This is a genomic window from Streptomyces cacaoi (assembly GCF_006539165.1).
Taxonomy (GTDB): Bacteria; Actinomycetota; Actinomycetes; order Streptomycetales; family Streptomycetaceae; genus Streptomyces; species Streptomyces cacaoi.
Map to the genome: position 1 here is coordinate 44983 of NZ_BJMM01000018.1, position 15125 is coordinate 60107.

Below are 15125 nucleotides of genomic sequence, written 5' to 3' on the forward strand. Positions count from 1 at the left end.
GCCGCTCCTTCATCCGTCACCCTCACTGAGCCACCGAGGAACTCCGTGTGCTGATACGCCTACTCGGCGCGCGGCTGCGCTCCTATCGGCAGCCGATCGCGCTTCTCGTTCTGCTCCAGTTCGTGCAGACCTGTGCCTCGCTCTATCTGCCCACCCTGAACGCCGACATCATCGACAAGGGCGTGGTGAAGGGCGACACCGGCTACATCCTCGGGCACGGCGGCTGGATGCTGACCGTCTCCGTGGTGCAGCTCGTCTGCAACGTCGGCGCGGTCTTCCTGGGGGCGCGGACCGCCGCCGCCGTGGCGCGGGACATCCGCTCCGACGTCTTCGACCGCGTCCAGTCCTTCTCCGCCCGCGAGGTGGGCCACTTCTCGGCGCCGTCGCTCATCACCCGCACCACCAACGACGTGCAGCAGGTGCAGATGGTGGTGCTGATGGCCTTCACGCTGATGGTGGCCGCGCCGATCATGTGCTTCGGCGGCATCTTCATGGCGCTCGGCCAGGACGTTCCGCTCTCCGCCGTGCTGCTGGGAGTCGTCCCGGTGCTGGGCGTCGCCGTCATGCTGATCGTGCGGCGGATGCGGCCGCTGTTCCGCACCATGCAGGACCGGCTCGACAACGTGAACCGGATCCTGCGCGAGCAGATCACCGGGGTGCGGGTCATCCGGGCCTTCGTCAAGGACGGCTACGAACAGCGCAGGTTCCACTCCGCCAACACCGAGCTGACCCGGGTGCAGCTGGGCACCGGGCAGCTGATGGCGCTGATGTTCCCCGTCGTGATGACCGTGGTGAACCTCTCCAGCGTCGCGGTGGTCTGGTTCGGCGCGCACCGGATCGACAGCGGGGCCATGGAGGTCGGGGCGCTGACCGCGTTCCTCTCGTACCTCATGCAGATCGTCATGGCCGTGATGATGGCCACCTTCATGTTCATGATGGTGCCGCGGGCCGAGGTGTGCGCCGAGCGCATCCAGGAGGTGCTGTCCACCGACTCCACCGTGGTGCCGCCCGCCGACCCGGTGCGCGAGCCGCGCGTCCACGGTCATCTCCGGCTGCGCGGCGCCGGGTTCGGCTACCCGGGCGCCGAGGCCCCCGTCCTCCACGACGTCGATCTGGAGGCCCGGCCCGGCGAGACGACCGCGGTCATCGGTTCCACCGGCAGCGGCAAGTCGACGCTGCTCGGGCTGGTGCCCCGGCTGTTCGACGCCACCGAGGGCACGGTCCTGGTCGACGGGCACGATGTGCGCGACCTCGCCCCGGAGGTGCTCGCGCGCACCGTCGGCCTGGTGCCGCAGCGCCCGTACCTCTTCTCCGGGACCGTCGCGTCCAATCTGCGCTACGGGCGGCCGGACGCCACCGACGAGGAGCTGTGGGACGCCCTGGAGACCGCGCAGGCCCGGGACTTCGTCGAGCGGATGGACGGCGGTCTGGACGCGCCGATCGCGCAGGGCGGCAGCAACGTCTCCGGCGGGCAGCGCCAGCGGCTGGCGATCGCCCGGGTGCTGGTGCACCGGCCGGAGATCTATCTGTTCGACGACTCCTTCTCCGCCCTGGACTACGCCACGGACGCCGCGCTGCGGGCCGCGCTGGCCCGGCGGACGGCGGACGCGACGGTGCTGATCGTCGCGCAGCGCGTCTCCACCATCCGGGACGCCGATCGCATCCTCGTCCTCGACGAGGGCCGTGTGGTGGGCCGCGGCACCCACGCGGAGCTGATGGCGGACAACGAGACCTACCGGGAGATCGTGCTCTCCCAGCTCACCGAGAGCGAGGCGGCGGGAGAGGGCCCCGGCGCCCGGCAGCGCGCGGCCTCGATGACCGCACCCGCTCCACGGACGGGTCCCGAAGCGGAGGGAAGCGCATGAGCGGGCCGGGAGGGGCGGCCGGTGCGCCGCAGCGGTCCATGGACTTCAAGGGCTCGGGCAAGCGGCTGCTGCGGCAGTTCCGGCCGGAGCGCGGCCGGCTGCTGCTGATGCTGCTGGTGCTCGTCGTCAGCGTCGGGCTGAGCGTGTCGGGGCCGAAGATCCTCGGGAAGGCCACCGACCTGGTCTTCGGGGGCTTCATCGGGCAGCGGATGCCCGACGGCGTCACCAAGGAGCAGGCGCTGGAGGGGATGCGCCGGTCCGGGGAGGGCGGCGCGGCCGACATGCTCTCGGGGACGGACTTCACCCCGGGCCAGGGCGTGGACTTCGCCGCCGTCGGCCGGGTGCTGCTGCTCGTGCTCGTGGTGTACGCGCTGGCGGGTGTGCTGATGGCGGTCTCCGGGCGGATCTCCGTGCGGATGATCAACAACGTGGTCTTCCGGTTGCGGGAGCGGGTCGAGGCGAAGCTGTCCCGGCTGCCGCTGTCCTACCTCGACAAGCAGTCGCGCGGCGAGGTGCTCTCGCGGGTCACCAACGACATCGACAATCTGGGCCAGACGCTCCAGCAGACCCTGGGCCAGCTGGTCAACTCGCTGCTGACGATCGTCGGTGTGCTGGCGGTGATGTTCTGGGTCTCGCCGCTGCTGGCGCTGGTCGCGCTGGTCACGGTGCCGCTGTCGGCGCTCGTCGCGACGCGGGTGGGCAAGCGGGCCCAGCCGCAGTTCGTCGCCCAGTGGAAGTCCACGGGGCGGCTGAACGGGCACGTCGAGGAGATGTACACCGGGCATGCGCTGGTGAAGGTCTTCGGCCGGCAGAAGGAGGCGGCGGAGACCTTCCACGAGCAGAACGAGGCGCTCTACGAGGCCGGGTTCAAGGCGCAGTTCATCAGCGGGATCATGCAGCCCGCGATGATGTTCGTCAGCAACCTCAACTATGTGCTGGTGGCCGTCGTCGGCGGGCTGCGGGTCGCCTCGGGCTCCCTGTCGATCGGTGACGTGCAGGCGTTCGTGCAGTACTCGCGGCAGTTCAGCCAGCCGCTGACGCAGGTGGCGTCGATGGCGAACCTGATCCAGTCCGGGGTGGCCTCCGCCGAGCGCGTCTTCGAACTGCTGGACGCCGAGGAGCTGTCGCCGGAGCAGGAGCAGGAGCCGGGGCAGGAGCCGAAGCGGGTGCCCGGGCCGGGGCCGGAGGGCGGTCGCGAGCGGCCGGTGGACGCGCCCCGCGACGCCCGGGGCCGGGTGGAGCTGCGGGACGTCTCGTTCCGCTACGACCCGGACACCCCGCTGATCGAGCATCTGTCGCTGACCGTCGAACCGGGCCAGACGGTGGCCATCGTCGGACCGACGGGAGCCGGAAAGACCACGCTGGTCAATCTGCTCCTGCGGTTCTACGAGACCGACGAGGGGCGCATCCTGCTGGACGGCGCCGACATCGCCGGGATGCCGCGCGAGCGGCTGCGTGCCGGGATCGGCATGGTGCTCCAGGACACCTGGCTGTTCGGCGGCACCATCGCGGAGAACATCGCCTACGGCGCGGCGAACGGGCCGGCCGTCACCGAGAACGGCGGCGAGGGCGTGAGCCGTGCCCGGATCGAGGAGGCCGCACGCGCCGCGCACGCCGACCGGTTCATCCGCACGCTGCCGGACGGCTACGACACCGTGCTGGACGACGAGGGCTCCGGGGTGAGCGCGGGCGAGAAGCAGCTGATCACCATCGCGCGCGCCTTCCTGTCCGACCCGGTGATCCTGGTGCTGGACGAGGCGACCAGCTCGGTCGACACCCGTACCGAGGTGCTCATCCAGCAGGCGATGGCGCGGCTGGCCTCCGACCGCACCAGCTTCGTGATCGCCCACCGGCTCTCCACCATCCGGGACGCGGACGTGATCCTGGTGATGGAGAACGGCTCGATCGTCGAACAGGGCGACCACGAGAGCCTGTTGGCACGCGACGGCGCCTACGCACGGCTGTACAACGCGCAGTTCGCGCAGGCGGCGGCCGAGGTGGACTGAGGCCCCGGGGCGCCTGCCGGACGCACTCGTGCCCGTACGCCCACGGGGGTGTACGGGCACGAGAGGTCTCCGGGTGCGAGCGGGGTCAGCCCAGCTCGCCGACCGCCTTCTTGATGTCGCCGGCGAAGGTGCTCACCTCGGTGTAGACACCGGGCTTGCCGGGCCGGGCGCAGCCCTCGCCCCAGCTGACGATGCCGACCTGGACCCACTGGTCGGCGTCGTCCTTGCGGAACATCGGGCCGCCGGAGTCGCCCTGGCAGGAGTCGATGCCGCCGGTGTCGAGCTTGCCCGCGCAGATCTCCTCGTCCTCGATGAGGTTGGAGTAGGCGCTCTTGCAGGTGGCGTCGTCGACGAACGGCACCTCGGCCTTGAGGAGCTTGGTCTGCTGGTCGCCGCCTTCCTTGTCGGCGCCCCAGCCGGCTATCTGGAAGTCGCCGTTGTTGTAGGCGTCGGTCTCGGCGATGGCCAGCGTCGGCTGGTCGATGGGCTTGTCCAGCTTGATGACGGCCCAGTCCTTGCCGTTGCCGTCGTAGCCGGGCGCCTGGATGACCTTAGTGGACTTCACCGTGACGGCGTCGGGGCTGTCGAGGTCCACCACGCCGCCGGTGACGGAGATGCTGGTGTCGTCGCCGCTGCCGTCCACGCAGTGCGCCGCGGTGAGCACGACGTCCTTCTCCACCAGCGAGCCGCCGCAGCCCATGGAGAGCCGGACCATGAACGGGAACTCGCCCTGCTCGGCAGGGGTTCCGCCGACGATACGGGTGCCGGGCTGGCTGCCGTGGTGCTCGGCGGGGGCGGCCGTGGCGCCGTTCGGGCTCAGGCTGAACGCGGCGAGGGCGACGGTGCCGACGGCGGCGAGTCTCTTGACGTGCTTGACCGTGTTCTTCAACGGATGTCCTCTCGTGGGGGGTTGTGCAGGGTCCGGCGCCGGTCGGGGCATCCGCCGCACCTGCCATTTATGCCAGGCACATGACAACGGACACGGCGGGATCATCCGGGAGCACGGAAGGATGTCCTGCCACCTCGCGGCAGCGCCGGAAATGCTGCCGCGATTATGGTGAGGTTTCGAACACCCTGACAAGGGTGCCTGTCGTGTCGCACGCATGTGCAACAGACATCCCCCACAGGGGGGTTGGGGGCCGGCGGCGACACCCGCACCACCGCCGGCCGAACCGATCAGTCCAGGTAGCCGCGCAGTTGGTCCGCGAAGGCGTGCTCGCGCAGCCTCGTCAGCGTCTTCGACTCGATCTGCCGTATCCGCTCCCGCGTCACCCCGAACAGCCGGCCGATCTCCTCCAGCGTGCGGGGCCGGCCGTCGACGAGGCCGTACCGCAGCTGCACGACCTTGCGCTCCCGCTCCCCCAACGTGCTCAGCACGGCGTCCAGATGCTGGCGCAGCAGCAGGAACGAGGCCGACTCCACCGGCGAGGGAGCGTCACCGTCCTCGATCAGATCGCCCAGGCTGACATCGTCCTCCTCGCCGACCGGCGCATGCAGCGAGACCGGCTCCTGCGCCAGCCGCAGCACCTCCGTCACCCGCTCCTCGGTCAACTCCAGCTGCGCGGCGACCTCTTCGGCCGACGGCTCGTAGCCCCTCTCCTGGAGCATCCGGCGCTGCACCCGCACGACCCGGTTGATCAGCTCCACCACATGCACCGGCACCCGGATGGTGCGGGCCTGGTCGGCCAGCGCGCGGGACATCGCCTGCCGGATCCACCACGTCGCATAGGTGGAGAACTTGTAGCCACGCGCGTAGTCGAACTTCTCCACCGCGCGGATCAGGCCGAGATTGCCCTCCTGCACCAGGTCGAGCATGGTCAGCCCGCGGCCCACGTACCGCTTCGCCACCGAGACGACCAGCCGCAGATTGGACTCGATCAGCCGCCGCTTGGCCACCCGGCCCAGCACCACGATCCGGTCGAGGTCCAGCGCCAGCCGCTCGTCCAGGCCCGTCTCCCGGCCGAGCTTCTCCTCGGCGAACAGGCCCGCCTCCACCCGGCGCGCCAGCTCCACCTCCTCCGCCGCCGACAGCAGCGGAATCCGGCCGATCTCCCGCAGGTACTGGCGGAACAGATCGGCCGACGGGCCCGACGGCTGCTCGGCCCGTACCGCCGCGGGCCCGGCAGGTTCCGGTTCCGCCGGCTCCCGCTGTTCCACCGGCACCGGCGACGGCGCGAGCGCCGGCGGCGGGTCCGACTCCAGCCCCGGCGGGCCCGGTTGGGCGGGCACGAGGCCGGCCGGGGCACCGGGCGGCGGAAGCGGAACGGCCGGCGGCGCCGGGAGCGGAGCGACCGGCGGGGCTGCGGGGGCGGCCGTGGCCGCGGGGGTCAGGGTCCGGGTCTGCACGGGGGCGACCTCCAGGGTGATCGCTGCCGGTTCGGGGGCGGCGTGCGAGACGGGGACGGCTGCGGCCCGGCCGCGCTCCATCCCGTACGTCATGTGCGAGTGCGCGGGGCACCGCGGCCTCTCGTGGCCGGTGCGGCCGACAGGGCCGGCACGACCGGCGCGCCCGGCACCACCCCGCTCCGAGGACTCATGCACCGCAAACCAGTGTGGAGTACGACACACCGCCGCCACGAGGGTCGTGCGTACAGTTTTTGGGCCGAACGTGACGCGGTGCGCACGCGGTGTCGCCACAGCCGGCACATCCGCCCCGGCCGCCCCGGGCGGAGGGGCTCAGAGCGCCCCGGCCCCGTGCTCGCGCAGGGCGATCCCGTACTGCTGGAGCGTCCAGATCTGCTGCCGCACGGCCGCCGACTGCTCCACGTCCCGCCGGGCCTCCAGCCGACGGGCCACGCCCTCCAGCTCCGCGATGCGTGCGTTGACCGCCGCCCGGCGCACCGCCACCAACTGCTCACCCGCGTACGCCTCGTCCGGCTCGCGGTTCCGCGCCGCGCGCAGAGGCTCCACCGCCAGCTCCGTCACCAGGGCGCGCACGCCGTCGTCCGGCGCCGCGTCCCGCACCCGGGCCAGATACCCGCCGTCCCCCACGCCCGCCTCGGCGCCGCCCGCCGCCTCGATGAGCGACCGCACCGCCGCGTACGGCGGGGCCGTGAACTCGTCCGGCTCGTAGGCGTCGAACGCCGGCGAGACCAGCTCCGGCCGCTGGAGCGCCAGCTTGAGCAGCTCGCGCTCCACACGGTGCGCCGGGCTGCGCAGATGCAGATCCGGGCCGCGCCGCACCGGCGGAGCGGCCACCGCCTGCGCACCGGCACCGCCAGGCCCCGGCCGCTGCCCCTGGCCGTTGCGCCCGCCCTGCTGCGGCGCGGCACGGCCCCGCTCCCGCGCCCAGCGGGCCAGCTGCGCGACCCGGCGGACGACGAACTGCTCGTCGACGATGCCGAGCAGCCCGGCCAGCCGCACGGCGCTCTCGTGCTGGAGCGCGCCGTCCTTGATCTGCGCCACCACCGGCGCGGCCTCCTCCAGCGCGGCCGAACGCCCGCCCGCCGTATCCAGGTTGTGCCGGTCGACGATCGACCGCATCGCGAAGTCGAAGAGCGGGGTGCGGCCCTCGACGACCTCGGCCACCGCCGCGTCCCCCTGCGCCAGCCGCAGATCGCACGGGTCCATCCCGCCCGGTGTGATCGCGATCCAGGTGCGCGCCGCGAACTTCTGGTCGTCCTCGAACGCGCGCAGCGCTGCCTTCTGGCCCGCCGCGTCGCCGTCGAAGGTGAAGACCACCTCCGACTGCGAGTTGTCCATCAGCACCCGGCGCAGGATCTTGACGTGCTCCCCGCCGAACGCGGTGCCGCAGGTGGCGATGGCCGTCCGGATCCCGGCCAGATGGCAGGCCATGACATCGGTGTAGCCCTCGACCACCACCGCGCGGTTCTCCTTGGCGATCTCCCGCTTCGCCAGATCGATGCCGTACAGCACCTGGGACTTGCGGTAGATCGGCGTCTCGGGCGTGTTCAGATACTTCGGCCCCTGGTCGTCCTCGCGCAGCTTGCGGGCGCCGAAGCCGACGACGTCGCCCGTGATGTCCCGGATCGGCCACATCAGCCGGCCGCGGAACCGGTCGATCGGCCGGCCGTTGCGCGCCTCCTGCGCCAGCCCGGAAGCCGTCAGCTCGCGGTCCGTGAACCCCTGCCCGCGCAGATACCGCACCAGATGATCCCAGCCCGCCGGCGCGTACCCGATGCCGAAGTGCCGCGCCGCCTCCTGGTCGAACCCGCGCTCGCCCAGGAACCTGCGCGCCGGCTCGGCCTCCGGCCCGTCCAGCTGCTCGGCGTAGTACCGCGCCGCCACCTTGTGCGCCTCGACCAGCCGGGTCCGCTCTCCCTGCTGCGAGGCCCGGCCGTACCCGCCCTCCTCGTACCGCAGCGTGATCCCGGCCCGCGCCGCGAGCCGCTCGACCGCCTCGGAGAAGGACAGATGATCGACCTTCATGACGAAGTCGAGGGTGTCCCCGCCTTCCTCGCAGCCGAAGCAGTTGCCCGTGAGGATGTTGTCCTCCAGGACGAACGCCGCCCCCTGCTCGACGGTCGCGCAGAAGACCTCCTCGACCCGCTCGGTGCTCTCGACCGACTGCACGACCCAGCCGCGCCGGGTGAACTTCTTGTCCGCTTCCACGAACCGCTTGCGGTGTGCCGAGTGGAGGAAGAAGTCCTCGGTGAGGTCCTCGTTGAGGAAGTGCACGCGGTAGACAGGGCTGGCCTCGCGGCCGGGGAAGCCCTCCCGTACCTGCTCGGTGATGCCGTAGGTGCCGATGCCGAGTCTCGTACAGACGGCACGCACATACTCCAGGGTCTCCCGCTCGGCGCAGTGGAGCATGACCGTGCCGTCCTTGGCGACGTGCCCGTCGGCCGCGACGTACCCCGCGAGCCATCCGTACAGGTAGGGCACGGACTCGTCCAGCGGCGGCGGCGACTTGAAGAACTTCGGCAGATGGTGGATCTGGATCTGCCGCTCGCTGTGCGTCTGCGCGCTGTGCGGGAACCAGGTGAGCAGCTCGGCGTCCTTCACGGGATCGAGCTGTGCCATGGCTCCGGTGCCGTTCAGCGTGCCGTCGCCGTAGGTGATGCCGTGCGCGATACCGAACGGCGAAGGCGTTGTGCGCCGGACCCGCGAGCCGGGGAAGACATGGCCGAGCCGGTGCTGGGGACGGAGTTCGGAGGTGATGACCTCCCGCAGCCCGCGCTGGCTCTTGCCGGAGCGGACGAACCAGCGGTGTTCCGGCGTGGCATGGATCACCTTCGTCTGCCCGTTGCGGCTCAGCGTGATCTTCATCAGAGGCTGGACGCCGAAGGACCGGAAGGGGGCCTCGTACCAGTTGCCGCTCCGGGTGAGGACGCGATGGGTGCCACCGGCCAGCTCACGGATCGGCCTGACGCCCTCCCAGGTCAGCACCCGGGTCTCCCCCGCGAGACAGTGGTAGAAGCCCTTGCTCGGGCTGACGTGGAAGGACGGGGACTTCTCGTCGTGGAAGGGGCACAGGCCCTTGAGGTTGCCGCCGCCGGCGTTGCGGAGCTGGAGGTATTCGGAGACGACGGAGTCGATCGGGACCGCGTCCCGTACCGCCTTCACGTCCTCGTCATTGATCCTGCCGGCCACGTGGGAAGTCTACGGCGCGCCACCGACGGGACGGCCGGGCAGGGGCTCGGCCCGGAGACCGGGCGGTGATCAGGGGCGGGGGATGTTGCGCAGGTTGGAGCGGGCCATCTGGACCATGCGGCCGACGCCGCCGTCCAGGACGGTCTTGCTCGCGGAGAGCGCGAAGCCGCTGATCTGCTCGCGGGTGATCTTCGGCGGCAGGGAGAGCGCGTTCGGGTCGGTGACGATGTCGATCAGTGCCGGGCCCTTGTGCTTGAGGGCGTCGCGCAGGGCGCCGCGCAGATGCTTGGGCTTGTCGACCCGCACGGCGTGCGCCCCGGCGGCCCGGGCCATCGCGGCGTAGTCGGTGCTGGGGGTGCTGGTGCCGTAGGAGGGCATGCCGTCGACCATCATCTCCAGGTCGACCATGCCGAGCGAGGAGTTGTTGAACAGCACGACCTTCACCGGCAGGTCGTACTGGACGAGGGTGAGGAAGTCGCCCATCAGCATGGAGAAGCCGCCGTCGCCGGACATCGAGACGACCTGGCGGTCCCGGTCGAGGAACTGGGCGCCGATGGCCTGCGGCATGGCGTTGGCCATCGAGCCGTGGCTGAAGGAGCCGATGACGCGGCGGCGGCCGTTGGGGGTGAGGTACCGGGCGGCCCACACGTTGCACATGCCGGTGTCGACGGTGAAGACGGCGTTCTCGGCGGCCTCCTCGTCCAGGATGGAGGCCACGTACTCGGGGTGGATCGGTACGTGCTTGTCGACCTTGCGGGTGTACGCCTTGACGACGCCCTCCAGCGCGTCGGCGTGCTTCTTGAGCATCCGGTCCAGGAAGCGGCGGCTGGTCTTGGGCTGGATCCTGGGGATCAGCTCGCGCAGGGTCTCGCGGACGTCGCCCCAGACGGCGAGGTCGAGCTGGGAGCGGCGGCCGAGGTGCTCGGCGCGGACGTCGACCTGGACGATGTGGTTGTTCTTGGGCAGGAAGCCCGGGTAGGGGAAGTCGGTGCCCAGCAGGATGAGCAGGTCGCACTCCTGGGTGGCCTCGTAGGCGGCGCCGTAGCCGAGGAGCCCGCTCATGCCGACGTCGTAGGGGTTGTCGTACTGGATCCACTCCTTGCCGCGCAGGGCGTGGCCGACGGGCGACTTCAGCAGCTCGGCGAGGTGCATGACCTCCTGGTGCGCGTCGGCGGTGCCCCGGCCGCAGAAGAGGGTGATCTTCTCGGCCTTGTCGATCATGCGGGCCAGCGCCTCGATCTCGGCGTCGCCGGGGCGTACCCGGGGGCGCGAGGTGACCAGCGCGTGCTCCTCGGGGCTCTCGGGCGCGGGCCGGGCCGCGATGTCGCCGGGCAGGGCGACGACGCTGACGCCCTGCCGGCCGACGGCGTGCTGGATGGCCGTCTGGAGCACGCGCGGCATCTGCTGCTCGGTGGAGATCAGCTCGCTGTAGTGGCTGCACTCGGTGAACAGCCGCTCGGGGTGGGTCTCCTGGAAGTAGCTGGTGCCGATCTCGCTGCTGGGGATGTGCGAGGCGAGGGCCAGCACCGGGGCCATGGAGCGGTGGGCGTCGAACAGGCCGTTGATCAGGTGCAGATTGCCGGGGCCGCAGGAGCCGGCGCAGGCGGCCAGGGTCCCGGTGAGCTGGGCCTCGGCCCCGGCGGCGAAGGCGGCGGCCTCTTCGTGGCGCACCTGGACCCAGTCGATGGCGGAGGTGCGGCGGACCGCGTCGACGATCGGGTTCAGGCTGTCGCCCACCACCCCGTACAGCCGGCGCACCCCGGAGCGCGCCAGGGTGTCGACGAACTGCTCGGCCACGGTCTGCTTCGGCATGCTCACGCGTCCCTTGCTCGCTGTCCGGTGCGCCCGGCGTACCCGGTGCACCCCGGGCGCCCTATGTGCCGGTTCGTCCGCAATTTATCCCGGATGCCCCTCGGCGGCATCACCAGCGATCCGCCGGTGCCGCCGACGGGGCACACGGGCCTGCGGGCTCCCGGCGCGGGCGCGGCCCCGGCTGCGCCCGCGCCCGAGGGCCACCACCGGGCCGGGCCGCTGCCGGACGGCTCACCACCGGTTCAGGCCGCACCGCCCGGGGCGTGGCCACCGCACCCCGTCCGCCTCCGAGCGGACAGGGGTGCGGTGGCGCTCCCTAGGCCGGCGTCCCGTTCCGGGTGCCGGCGTCCTGGGTGCCCAGTGCGGCGAGAGGTACACCCGGATCCGCCAGGGCCAGCGGGTCGACGGGGGCGCCGCTGCGGATGAGCGCCTGCACCTCGTCGGTGACGTTCCAGACGTTGGCGTTGAGCCCGGCCAGCACGCGGTTGCCGCGCAGCCAGAACGCGACGAACTCGCGCTTGCCCACATCGCCCCGGCAGACCACCTGGTCGTAGGAGCCGGGCGGGGCGTGGCCGGAGAACTCCATGCCGAGGTCGTACTGGTCGGAGAAGAAGTACGGGACGCGGTCGTAGCGCACCTGGTGGCCGAGCATCGAACGGGCCGCGGCGGGACCGCCGTTGAGGGCGTTGGCCCAGTGCTCGACCCGCAGCCACTCGCCCGGCGCGTGCGTGCCGTCCGCGGACGCCGGGAGCGGGTAGCGGACCGCCGCCGCGTCCCCGGCCGCGTGGATGTCCGGGTCGCTGGTGCGCAGCGCCTCGTCCACGGCGATACCGCCCGGGCCGTCCGGGCCGCCGGGGGCGAGCGCGAGGCCGGCGGACTCGGCGAGCGCGGTGCGCGGGGCGGCGCCGATGGCGGCCAGCACGTCGTGCGCGGGGTGCTCGTCGCCGTCGGCGGTGCGTACGGCGGAGACCTGGCCGTCCTCGCCGGTGATCTCCGTGACCCGGGTGCCGAAGTGGAAGCGCACCCCGTGTTCGCGGTGCAGATCCGCGAAGAGCGCGCCCATCTCGGGCCCCAGGACGGTGTGCAGCGGGCCGGGCCGGGGCTCGATGACGGTGACCTCGGCCCCGTAGGTGCGCGCGGCGGCGGCGACCTCCAGACCGATCCAGCCGGCCCCGGCGATCACCAGATGGCCGTTCTCCCGGCCGAGCGCGCTCAGGGTGCCGCGCAGCCGGTCGGCGTGGGCGAGCCGGCGCAGATGGTGGACGCCGACGAGGTCCGTGCCGGGGATCTCCAGCCGGCGCGGTTCGGCCCCGGTGGCCAGCAGCAGCTTGTCGTAGTGGACGCGGGTGCCGTCGCCGAGGCGTACGGATTTCTTCTCGCGGTCGAGGTGGACGGCGGGCTGCCCCAGGTGCAGTTCGATGTCGGCGCTCGCGTACCAGGCGGGCTCGTGCACGAAGACGCTGCCGCGCTCGTCGGAGCCGGCCAGATAGCCCTTGGAGAGCGGGGGGCGCTCATAGGGATGGTCGCGCTCGTCCCCGATGAGGATGACGCGGCCGGTGAACCCTTCCGCGCGCAGGGTCTCGGCGGCTTTCGCCCCGGCGAGCCCTCCTCCGACGATGACGAACGTACGGTGTGCGTCGACCACTTGAAGCCTCCTCGCTGACGCTGCCCGCTGCGGGCCTGCCTCCCCGTCGTCCCCCGTCCCCCGGCTCGCTCCCCGGTGCCCTCCTCCGGTCCGCCGCCCGTGCCGTCACCACGGTTTCCCGGTCGCCTTCGTGCCCGGTCGTCCGGCTGCCCGGAGCACGCCGCCCCCGTCCGTCCACAGGCGAGCCTCCCGCATCGCCCCGGGTGCGGGAAGAGGCGGGCGGAAGTGGGACGTGTGCACGGCGCGTGGAGTTCCGGGCGACGCGGCGGCGGGACGGCGGGGCGGCAGGGCGGGAAGGACGCGGGCCGGGAGCTTCGCGGGGAACGCTCCCACACCGTCCGTCAGCGTGCGATCACGGGGTCGTCATGGCGCGGTGCAGGGAGCGGGCCGAGGCGTCGGTGAGGGAGGCGATCTGGTCGACGACGACGCGCAGCCGCTCCTGCTCGCCGGCCGCCTCCGCGTGCAGCGCGGCGAACTGCGGGTCGAGCCCCTCGGGGGCGCGCTCGCGCAGCGCCTCGGCCAGCTCGGCGAGCACGACGCGCTGCTCGGCGCGGAGCCGCTCCAGGTCGGGCCGCTGCATCACATAGCGGTCGGCGACGGCCTTGAGGACGGCGACCTCCAGCCGGATGCCCTCCGGGACGACCAGTTCGGCGGCGTAGCGGGTGAGCCGGCCGGTGCCGTACCCGTCCCGGGTGGCGGACTCGGCGGCCAGACAGAACCGGCCGATGAGCTGGCTGGTCGCGTCCTTGAGCCGGGCCTGGGCGAGGGCCGTCCCGTCGAACCGGTGCGGCCACCAGTCCTGCGCGAGCAGCCGGTCCAGGGCGGCGGAGAGCGCGCCGGCGTCGGTGCCGGGCGCGTACCGGGCGAGGGCGACGGTGAAGATGTCGCGCCGCTCCGGGCCGGACAGCAGCAGCCGCGGGTCGAGATGGCCGGCCCGCATACCGTCCTCGACGTCGTGCACGGAGTAGGCCACGTCGTCCGACCAGTCCATGACCTGCGCCTCGAAGCAGCGCCGGGTCTCGGGGGCGCCGGAGCGCAGCCAGCGGAAGACGGGCAGGTCCTCGTCGTAGACGCCGAACTTCGGTGAGGCGGGGGCGCCGGGACGGCCGCCGCGGCGCCACGGGTACTTGGTGGCGGCGTCCAGGGCCGCGCGGGTGAGGTTGAGCCCGACGGCGAGCCGGCCGGGCGTGCCGCCCTGCCCGGGCGCGAACCGCTTGGGCTCCAGCCGGGTCAGCAGCCGCAGCGACTGCGCGTTGCCCTCGAAGCCGCCGATCGGCTCGGCGATCTCGGCCAGCGCCTTCTCGCCGTTGTGCCCGAAGGGCGGATGCCCCAGGTCGTGGGCGAGGCAGGCCACCTCGACGACGTCGGGGTCGCAGCCCAGCGCGGCGCCCAGCTCGCGTCCGACCTGGGCGCACTCCAGGGTGTGGGTGAGCCGGGTGCGCGGTGCCGCGTCCCAGGCGGGGCTCCCGGTGCCGGGCGCGACCACCTGGGTCTTGCCCGCCAGCCGGCGCAGCGCGGCCGAGTGCAGCACTCGGGCACGGTCGCGCTGGAACGCCGTGCGGCCCGGCCGCTTGTCGGGTTCGGGCACCCAGCGTTCGACATCGGAGGGGGCGTAGCAGGGGCCCGCGGGCCCGTCCGTGCTCTCGGGTACGGGTGTTCCGTACGTGCGCATACGCCGACGGTAACCGCACCGGGCGCCGGGCGGCGGCCCGGGATCCTCCCCCCGGGCGGCCGGACCGGGCGAGCAGACCGCCGGGCTCCCGCCGCCCTCCCGCCTCTGCCCCTCTTCCGCTGCTTTCCGCCGTTTTCCGCCGTTCTCCGCCGCTGCCGCTCCGTCTCCCCTACCGGTCCGTCTCCTTCGTCTCCTCCGCGACCCACTCCAGGTAGTCGGCGCCGCCGCGCACCACCGGGGTGGCGATGATCTCGGGGACGTCGTAGTCGTGCGCCGCGCGGAGGTACTGCTCCAGCGCGTCGTAGCGGGCGGCGGCGGTCTTGAAGAACACCTGCCACTCCGGGTCCGTCTGCACCTGCCCCTCCCAGCGGTAGACGGAGGTGACGGGCCCGTTGATCTGGGCACAGGCGGCCACTCTCCGCTCGATGGCGCCGGCGGCGAGCGTACGGGCGCTCTCCTCGGAGTCGGTGGTCGTCAGCACGGTGAGGATCTCGGCCATGCGGCCACGGTAGCCGCGGGCCGGGGGTGTGCGGGACGCCGGAGCGGGATCGGGAAGCGGGCGGCCGGAGCGG

Annotated in this window: 9 protein-coding genes; 2 read left to right on the top strand and 7 right to left on the bottom strand. The window is 72.5% G+C overall.

Features of this window, described 5'->3' with window-relative positions; genetic code table 11:
• Positions 1-47: 47 nt before the first annotated feature.
• Positions 48-1865 (top strand): ABC transporter ATP-binding protein, encoded by a 1818-nt coding sequence (locus tag SCA03_RS17940; RefSeq protein ID WP_078873269.1) that lies wholly within the window; start codon positions 48-50, stop codon positions 1863-1865.
• The gene (locus tag SCA03_RS17945; RefSeq protein ID WP_086815560.1) at positions 1862-3871 is read left to right on the top strand and encodes an ABC transporter ATP-binding protein; all 2010 of its coding nucleotides are present in this window, start codon (positions 1862-1864) and stop codon (positions 3869-3871) included. Before SCA03_RS17940 ends, SCA03_RS17945 begins: the two co-directional genes overlap by 4 nt.
• A gap of 85 nt (positions 3872-3956) precedes the next feature.
• On the opposite strand, the gene SCA03_RS17950 is transcribed toward SCA03_RS17945, so the two are convergent.
• From SCA03_RS17950 to cutA, 7 genes are all read right to left on the bottom strand, one after another.
• Positions 3957-4760 carry a S1 family peptidase gene (locus tag SCA03_RS17950; RefSeq protein WP_030882367.1) on the bottom strand — a complete coding sequence of 268 codons (804 nt, stop codon included), beginning with the start codon at positions 4758-4760 and terminating at the stop codon, positions 3957-3959.
• 287 nt (positions 4761-5047) lie between these two features.
• Positions 5048-6412 (bottom strand): RNA polymerase sigma factor, encoded by a 1365-nt coding sequence (locus tag SCA03_RS17955; RefSeq protein WP_371863954.1) that lies wholly within the window; start codon positions 6410-6412, stop codon positions 5048-5050.
• Positions 6413-6547: 135 nt separating this feature from the next.
• Entirely contained in the window at positions 6548-9424 is a 2877-nt protein-coding gene (dnaG, locus tag SCA03_RS37010) for a DNA primase (protein WP_030882361.1), read from the bottom strand.
• A 69-nt stretch (positions 9425-9493) separates the two neighbouring features.
• On the bottom strand, positions 9494-11236 hold the full coding sequence (locus SCA03_RS17965; RefSeq protein ID WP_030882358.1) for a pyruvate dehydrogenase: 1743 nt from the start codon (positions 11234-11236) through the stop codon (positions 9494-9496).
• Between the two features lie 316 nt (positions 11237-11552).
• Positions 11553-12881, bottom strand: coding sequence for an NAD(P)/FAD-dependent oxidoreductase (locus SCA03_RS17970; protein WP_086815559.1), 1329 nt, complete (start codon positions 12879-12881; stop codon positions 11553-11555).
• Positions 12882-13233: 352 nt separating this feature from the next.
• The gene (locus SCA03_RS17975; protein WP_086815558.1) at positions 13234-14553 is read right to left on the bottom strand and encodes a deoxyguanosinetriphosphate triphosphohydrolase; all 1320 of its coding nucleotides are present in this window, start codon (positions 14551-14553) and stop codon (positions 13234-13236) included.
• A gap of 169 nt (positions 14554-14722) precedes the next feature.
• Positions 14723-15052: a divalent-cation tolerance protein CutA gene (cutA, locus tag SCA03_RS17980; protein WP_086815557.1), complete on the bottom strand. Its 330-nt coding sequence runs from the start codon at positions 15050-15052 to the stop codon at positions 14723-14725.
• Positions 15053-15125: the final 73 nt, after the last annotated feature.

Excerpts from the sequence above, each read along its gene's own strand:
- SCA03_RS17945 (WP_086815560.1), top strand. The coding sequence starts at position 1,862 with ATGAGCGGGCCGGGAGGGGCGGCCGGTGCGCCGCAGCGGTCCATGGAC.
- SCA03_RS17965 (WP_030882358.1), bottom strand. The coding sequence starts at position 11,236 with ATGCCGAAGCAGACCGTGGCCGAGCAGTTCGTCGACACCCTGGCGCGC.
- SCA03_RS17975 (WP_086815558.1), bottom strand. The coding sequence starts at position 14,553 with ATGCGCACGTACGGAACACCCGTACCCGAGAGCACGGACGGGCCCGCG.
- cutA (WP_086815557.1), bottom strand. The coding sequence starts at position 15,052 with ATGGCCGAGATCCTCACCGTGCTGACGACCACCGACTCCGAGGAGAGC.